The organism is Bacteroides sp. AM16-13, from assembly GCF_003602705.1.
Lineage (GTDB): Bacteria > Bacteroidota > Bacteroidia > Bacteroidales > Bacteroidaceae > Bacteroides > Bacteroides xylanisolvens.
Map to the genome: position 1 here is coordinate 1 of NZ_QTLK01000050.1, position 7,385 is coordinate 7,385.

General features: G+C 40.7%; 4 protein-coding genes and 1 pseudogene. All 5 read right to left on the reverse strand.

Annotation, left to right across the window (positions count from 1 at the left end; all coding sequences use genetic code 11):
- Positions 1-767, reverse strand: a pseudogene (locus DW173_RS23150) (RHS repeat-associated core domain-containing protein); the annotation flags it as partial.
- A gap of 173 nt (positions 768-940) precedes the next feature.
- Complete coding sequence (locus DW173_RS23155; RefSeq protein WP_008023711.1) at positions 941-1,504, reverse strand: hypothetical protein; 564 nt, start codon at positions 1,502-1,504, stop codon at positions 941-943.
- Positions 1,452-4,778, reverse strand: coding sequence for an RHS repeat domain-containing protein (locus DW173_RS23160; protein WP_233562284.1), 3,327 nt, complete (start codon positions 4,776-4,778; stop codon positions 1,452-1,454). Before DW173_RS23160 ends, DW173_RS23155 begins: the two co-directional genes overlap by 53 nt.
- On the reverse strand, positions 4,775-5,461 hold the full coding sequence (locus tag DW173_RS23165) for an imm11 family protein (protein WP_120145310.1): 687 nt from the start codon (positions 5,459-5,461) through the stop codon (positions 4,775-4,777). Before DW173_RS23165 ends, DW173_RS23160 begins: the two co-directional genes overlap by 4 nt.
- Positions 5,462-5,477: 16 nt before the next feature.
- Positions 5,478-7,385, reverse strand: a 1,908-nt coding sequence (locus DW173_RS23175; protein ID WP_305000437.1) for an RHS repeat domain-containing protein, incomplete at its 5' end; no start/stop codon positions are given.

Sequence of the window (7,385 nt, forward strand, 5' to 3'; positions counted from 1 at the left end):
TGCTGCCCGTTATTGCCCTTACGTTGGATAACGCGGTAGCGGTCGTCATAGTATAATGCCGAGTAGATGAAGCCTGTATATTCCCTGTCAGTAAAAAGGGCGGTCAAGCTTCCGGTTTGTTGCCCTTTGCAATCATCTCCATAACGTTTGCCATAACCGGCTGTTTCGCTGTAAGCTGTCGTTGCGTCATCAGGAATACCGTTTTTACCAAGGAAGTCGTAGGAATCGTAATAACTGACCGACAAGACAGTCGGGGAACTTAAGGTTATACCTTCAAACCGGTAACCTTTCAACGGATTCTCCTCATTCGCCCAAACGGCTTTTACAACAACAGTATCAAGAGGGGTGGACTCCGCACCATAAGCCGGTTGATTCTTGCAAATGCCGCTCAATACAACACGGCCAAACCCGTCGGGAATACTGAAAGACCACTCGTTTCGCTCACGCTGTTCACCGTCTTGAGTAAAAACAGGTCGGTCGGCAGCGTCATAAATCGTGTAAACAGGGTCACAGCCGGGGAGTTTCTTATAGATACAACGATTATACTTGTCATAATGATAGATGTAAGCATACTTCTGCAAAACAGGATGGCTTTCAGCGTATGACTGTACTGCCGTCAAACTATCCGCTGCCAGTGGAGGAAGTACGAAACGGACATTACCGTAATTGTCATATACCGTATAGGTATCATGAGCTTCGCCACCGTTCATCTGCCGGGTCAGAAGAACTCGTCCAGATTTACCTCCATCTCCGACAGGCTGTGCCATTCCGTCTCTTTCGTGATCAGGTTGTCTGACGATAGGTGCAAGTAAATGTCGTTACCATGGGACGAGGATCCGATCGTCATGGCAGAAAAGCTCCTGCAAAAACAAGAGCAATGTTCATGCAGGAGTTGATAATTACAAGTAAAGAATTAGTTCTTTATTATCCAATAAAATTCTCATTCTTCATATTTCACAACATCAAAATTTCTCATATAGTAAGTTTTGTTTCTAAAAAAACGGTCTTTCAAATACACTCTCCTAATTTTTCCTCGCCATACATAAAATACAAATTGATATTTACAGAAATAATATATAGTATAATGCCTAAAATTTATATTACTACCCGGATATTCACTATCATATTGAACATAATCAGGATATAGCAGTTTTAAACTTATAAACTTATCATATTCCATCCCTATCAACTCATATCCTTCAAAAATAAAGCTAGACATACAAACCATTTTATAAAGAACATCCCGATCTTTCTTGCTTACCCAAAACGCAAAACCTTCATTAAAAAACGAATACACTTCCGTACATTCCGGATACTCGGGATCTGCCTCCATATAATCATAAGGTAGAACCAAATAAGGGGTTATATTCTGTCCAAACTGAAAGAACATAATATCACCAACATTATTTCGTGCCACTATTCCCTTATTCAAAACATATATAAGTTTTATCTTACCTTTTCCTTGTTCTACTATGTTCTTCTCCTTCACGTTGTTTCTCTCCATTTCTTTTAATATTTTGCAATTTCTTTTTTAATGCTTGTTTCTCTTTCTTATTGGGCGAACGATCTATTTTTTGTTTTAAATCCTTGATTCTCTTTTCATCCTTACTTAATGTTCTTCCTCCATCACCATGTTTCTCATTATTGCTACTATCTTTTGCTTCCTTAACATATGCTGGTGAAGAATCACCTTGTAAAGTGAAAATTAAAAATGCAGGTCCTATAAATCTAGAAATAATATTTCCGAAAGCCTCTCCTGCCAGAGATTTCCATGGCATCACTACAGGTATGACAGTAGTGGCATTAGGTTCTATTATCTTAAGAGATGTTACCTTAGGAGCTGCACCACTGATTGCATCAACATTTCCTCCATCATCAGTCTCATTAGAAAGTCCCCAATCATTAAGACCATCAACAGCAGGAGAAGACATTCCATCTAATTGATATTCAGCCCGTACTTCTTCCCAAGAAACTTCATTGCCATCTTCATCCTCATATCTTTTAGTTTTCCAATTATAACGTGAAGACATTCCTGTCGGGTCAATACGATTAAAAGGATTACTCAAACAATAAGCATAAGGATTAACAGAATAGAAGTTTTCAGATAGAGGATCAACTGACAAAAACATACCTATTAGAGGATCATAATATCTTGCCCCATAATCATACCAATCCAGTCCGCCTTTCCGATCCAACTCTTTACCATTATATTTATAAGGCTGTGTGTTATTACATGCATTAGACATCAAACCACCAAAAGGATAATAATCATTCACTTCATCGACTTTACCGGCTTCATCAGCAACTATACGGATATTTCCCTGATGATCTTTAATGTAAAAGTGGAACTTGTTATCTTGGAAACTATAATAACCAGACTCATTCAGCAACATCTTCAAACTGCCATTCTCATAGACCGCATTGCCACAATAAACGGTAGATGTGACGTTATCATTTATAGTATGCGTGGTACGGACTTTACTGCCATCTGCCGCATATTCATAGACAATACTACTTCCGTCAGCAAAACGAATGTGACTAGGCAAATTTAAGATATTATATTGAATTTCAGTTATATTTTTGTTTAAATCTTTAGTCAGGTTACCATTTTTATCATAAGCATACTCGACAGTCTCATGGGCCGCATCCTTAAACTCCATACCATTGCCAAATACGGGGTTGGTGGCATTGTCATAAACGGACTGTAGCTGATTGCCATTGTAGGTCAGATTCAGGTTGTCAATCAGACCGTAAGAATCCGCACCCGTTTGACCGTAACGAAGCAGACCCAGAATATTACCCATTTTGTCATAGCCGGTTATCTGTTCGTTGAACCGGTTACGGTTTTGATTCAGGCTTGCACCTTCACCATATACAGCGTCTTTCAGGCGGGAAAGGCCATCATAGGTAAAACTATAACCTTTTTCAAGAGAACTTATCAATGCGTTTGAAGCATTATTCTGTGCCATACGCCAAAACAGACTGCTGATATTACCATTATAGCAAGGGGAAATATCATTAATAGCCTCCTGATAGTTCAACGTCTGGCTGAATAACGGGCTGCTGACTCCTTTCAGCCAAGAACGGAGATTGTAGCTGTAGTTAGTACGCAATTCAGGAACACCGTTGCGCCTGTCTACAAACAGACGACCGACCTCGTCGTAAATATTGTCAACCAAAGTGATAGAATCCTTGTCATTCAATTGATAAACGCTCTTCAACAGGCGGTTCGCAAGGTCGTAGGTATAAGTATGAACCTCGGTAACCGGTGCCTGTCCGGGAACACTGTGCACATGTTTCTCTTTCGTTGGGCTGCCCTCGAAGTTGTAAGCCGTATAAACGGATTCAGTACCGTGCTGCCCGTTATTGCCCTTACGTTGGATAACGCGGTAGCGGTCGTCATAGTACAATGCCGAGTAAATGAAGCCTGTATATTCCCTGTCAGTAAAACGGGCGGTCAAGATTCCGGTCTGCTGCCCTTTGCAATCATCTCCATAACGTTTGCCATAACCGGCTGTTTCGCAGTAAGCTGTCGTTGCATCATCGGGAATACCGTTTTTACCAAGGAAGTCGTAGGAATCGTAATAACTGACCGACAAGACAGTCGGGGAACTTAAGGTTATACCTTCCAACCGGTAACCTTTCAACGGATTCTCCTCATTCGCCCAAACGGCTTTTACAACAACAGTATCAAAAGGGGTGGACTCCGCACCATAAGCCGGTTGATTTTTGCAAATGCCGCTCAATACAACACGGCCAAACCCGTCGGGAATACTGAAAAACCACTCGTTTCGTTTGCGCTGTTCACCGTCTTGAGTAAAAATAGGTCGGTCGGCAGCGTCATAAACCGTATAAACAGGGTCACAGCCGGGGAGTTTCTTATAGATACAACGATTATACTTGTCGTAATGATAGATGTAAGCATACTTCTGCAAAACAGGATGGCTTTCAGCATATGACTGTACCGCCGTCAAGCTATCCGCTGCCAGCGGAGGAAGAACGAAACGGACATTACCGTAGTCATCATACACCGTATAGGTATCATGAACTTCGTCACCGTTCATTTGGCGGGTCAGAAGCTTTCGACCGGTTTTGTCCTTGAACTCGTAAGTGACGTTGCCGTCCTCATCGGTAGTGCGGACAGCATCCAGCGTTTGTTCCGCATAAGTGCCTGCCACTATCAGATTATCATCTTTTTCCGCCTGATAGATACGCACAGACCGGGAAAAGTTCGTCATGCGGTCATTCTTCACGGAATGTCCCGTAGTATGCCAGCTCTTGCCGGGACCATATTCCTCCACCACCTCGTTCAACGCGGAGCCGTCATACACAGGAAGGAGACTAAGATGAGTATCCTTCACCACAGAGCCATATGTGTCAATTGATACCGACATCGGATTGGAAAATTCGACCTGATAAAAAAACTCACTGCCTAGCTTGCTATCATGACGGCTACGGAGATGCAGACTGGTATCATATGTATCCGTATAAGAGAAGTTGGAAGAAAAGATACCTGTTTTCAACGGGTGCTCAAAGCAGGTACCAGAAAGTTTTTTAGCGATACAGCGGTTACGCGCGTCGTAGCGATATTGGTAGGTAAATTCGTCAAATGTCGACTGTATGATACCTTCGCCAGGGTTTCCTTTGCCCTGAATGTGGAGAGGAAAGAGGTGGATAAAAAAAGAAGAACTGCCCTGATATAGAAAATCAATTCCAATCAGAGCAGCTGTCTGCCTAAAATAAGAAGTTTGAATATTGAATTTACTTTCAAATATCAATCTTCTACAATCAAATTAGTTGCCGGAGTAAATTCCCAGCCTGTCAATCCTGCATTCTCGATAGCTTCCTTCAAACGCTCGCTTACATAAGTACTTCCATCAAGTATGCAAATCTCAAAGAAATCCAGTTTAGGGATAAAGTCTTTGCTCATTACAATTCTATCACCCCATATACCCCAAGAGATTCCCTTCTCGTTCTCCACTTTCTCCCTTCTTTCCCAAAATTCTTTTTTTGATTTAACAAAAAAAGATTCTGATTTATAACCATTTATAAAATTCTGTTCCACAAATGAAGTTCTTTCATAATCCACATAATCCGAATACGCAGAAGCTATGTGAAGAAGAAAATAATCATACTTAATCTTCCTTTTATATAGCCCAAGAGGATAGAATCGATGAGTACATAAATCAAATTGTTCAAGAACGGCTTTAGCTTTAGGACTCATAATACGCAGGCGACTACCGAACCCACTGCTGACAAAGTCTGTAAGTTTGGCATAACCTGCCAGCATTACTCCGTCAAGATTGGGTTCATAATCTGGAAAGGTATCCCAATACTTATGTAGGCTTAATAAAGAATTTGGCGCATCTTCATCATATCCCTTAATGAATTTGTATACTTGTGGAAAATCGCTACCTACGATTTTCTCATTTAAAGAATCATCTACTATAAAATAGTTCATAATATAATGTTTTAAGTTAAACTTCCCATGGATTAATAACCTTTATCGGTTTGATTGGTTCTATCGGCTTAGTGACTTTTATTTCATCCGTTGGCAAAGTTGTATTTTTTAATTCCAAATCATTTATCTTTGTATTAGAGTTGTTCTCTATTGCATTTTTAGCATTAGATACTTGTCCTCTTACAAATTTTGCACTTTGTTCAGGAGAAGCATTAGGATTCCTTTTACCGAAATTATCAAATTCTTTACGTAATTGTTCCGTATAGTTCGGATGCTTTCCATGCTGTCCTTCCCCAGTAGCTTTACTGAATTTATCAACAGTCATTTTATTTTCCTTCCCTTCCAGTTTGAAGCCTCCTTCTCTTGCCGCTTTTACAACATCATGTTTACCCAACGATCTTGGAATAATATGGTGTTCCTCTTTGGGCAGTGCCTTGACCACTTTATCCGCTGTTCCAAACATTGTCATACGACTGCCCGCTGTAACTAAAGGATTAGCGGTTCCAAAGAAGAAAGGAGGAATTATTGCAGCTTTTCCGTCTGAATCAATTAGTTTTATTGGATTATCTAAACAATAATTATACGGACTCCAATCGTAATACTTTTCACTTAACAGATCCACCGCATGCCATCTACCTATGGTCGCATCATAATGTCTAGCCCCATAATCATACCAATTCAATCCACCTTTCCGATCCAACTCTTTACTATTATACTTATAAGGTTGCACATTATTACATGCATTAGACATCAAACCACCAAAAGGATAGTAATCATTCACTTCATCAACTTTACCAGTTTCATCAGCAACTACACGGACATTTCCCTGATGATCTTTAATGTAAAAGTGGAACTTGTTATCTTGGAAACTATAATAACCAGACTCATTCAGCAACATCTTCAAACTGCCGTTCTCATAGATCGCATTGCCACAATAAACAGTAGACGTGACGTTATCATTTATAGTATGCGTGGTACGGACTTTACTGCCGTCTGCCGCATATTCATAGACAATACTACTTCCGTCAGCAAAACTAATGTGACTAGGCAAATTTAAGATATTATATTGAATTTCAGTTATATTCTTGTTTAAATCTTTAGTCAGGTTACCATTTTTATCATAAGCATACTCGACAGTCTCATGGGCTGCATCCTTAAACTCCATACCATTGCCAAATACGGAGTTGGTGGCATTGTCATAAACGGACTGTAGCTGATTGCCATTGTAGGTCAGATTCAGGTTGTCAATCAGACCGTAAGAATCCGTACCCGTTTGACCGTAACGAAGCAGACCCAGAATATTACCCATTTTGTCATAGCCGGTTATCTGTTCGTTGAAACGGTTACCGTTTTGATTCAGGCTTGTACCTTCACCATAAACAGCGTCTTTCAGGCAGGAAAGGCCGTCATAGGTAAAACTATAACCTTTTTCAGGAGAACTAATCAATTCGTTTGATACATCATTCTGTGCCGTACGCCAAAACAGACTGCTGATATTGCCATTATAACAAGGGGCAATATCATTAATAGTCTCCTGATAGTTCAAAGTCTGGCTGAATAACGGGCTGCTGACTCCTTTCAGCCACGAACGGAGATTGTAACTGTAGGTAGTACGCAATTCAGGAACACCGTTGCGCCTGTCTACAAACAGACGACCGACCTCGTCGTAAATATTGTCAACCAAAGTGATAGAATCCTTGTCATTCAATTGATAAACGCTCTTCAACAGGCGGTTCGCAAGGTCGTAGGTATAAGTATGAACCTCGGTAACCGACGCCTGTCCGGGAACGATGTGCACATGTTTCTCTTTCGTTGGGCTACCCTCGAAGTTGTAAGCCGTATAAACGGATTCAGTACCGTGCTGCCCGTTATTGCCCTTACGTTGGACAACGCGGTAGCGGTCGTCATAGTACAATACCGAGTA